This is a genomic window from Alcanivorax sp. HI0083 (assembly GCF_001635175.1).
Window position 1 is genome coordinate 1 of the sequence record NZ_LWFX01001687.1, and the last position, 810, is coordinate 810.

General features: G+C 63.7%; 1 protein-coding gene and 1 pseudogene. One reads left to right on the forward strand and one right to left on the reverse strand.

What is annotated here, in order from left to right:
- A partial coding sequence (locus A3754_RS24705) for a zinc-binding dehydrogenase (protein WP_156497212.1) occupies window positions 1-221 on the forward strand: 221 nt, incomplete at its 5' end.
- 149 nt (window positions 222-370) lie between these two features.
- On the opposite strand, the pseudogene A3754_RS28290 reads toward A3754_RS24705, so the two are convergent.
- Window positions 371-810 (reverse strand): annotated as a pseudogene (locus A3754_RS28290) (metal-dependent hydrolase); the annotation flags it as partial.

The following is an 810-nucleotide window of genomic DNA, read 5'->3' on the forward strand; positions in this document are numbered from 1 at the left end:
TTAGCTGGGAATTCATGTTCACCCGCGCCATGTTCGCCACGGACATGCAACGCCAGGGCAACATCCTCACCCAACTCAGCACACTGGTGGATCAAGGCAAAATCCAGAGCACCGTCAGTGAGGGGCTCGGCACCATCAATGCCGCCAACCTGAAAGAAGCCCACCGGCGGCTGGAGAGCGGCAGCACCATCGGCAAACTGGTCCTGGCCGGCTGGGAATAACCCGCAGGCCGGCATCACACTGCTGGATATAGGCTGCGACCGGGCTGTCGCTATTAGCTGAATGCCCTGCGCCGGCGCCTTTCAGACTTGGAGTATTCCGCTATGGCAGGCCATGCCGGCGGGCGCGAAGAGGTCTATACCGGCGCCCACTAGGGCATCACCGATGGACAGGGGCTACCCGCCGGCAAGGCTTCCAGGGTGGTCAGGCAGAGAATCGGTTGGCGGGCCAGGGTCCGGTCCAGCAGTGCTGGCCAGGCCTGCGGGTTGGCCATGGGCCGCGGCAGCTTGTGGCTGGGCAATGCCTTCCAGACACCGTCTTCCTGTTCCGCCAGCACAAACTGGAAGGGATGCAGCCCCGGCACCCCCAAGCGAATATCCGTGGCCAGTAACTGGTCAGGCCCGGCGTCCACATCCATGAACCCCCGGGTGAACCAGGCCAATTTGCGGCCCGCCGGCAGCTGCATGGCCTCGGCATAGTCCTGCGGCGAACGGGGGAAGGTTTCCACTGTCAGCGCATCGCCGTTATCCAGCACACCGGTGACAATCTCCAGTCTCTGCTGTTCCCCCAGCACCGTCACCCGCCACAGCA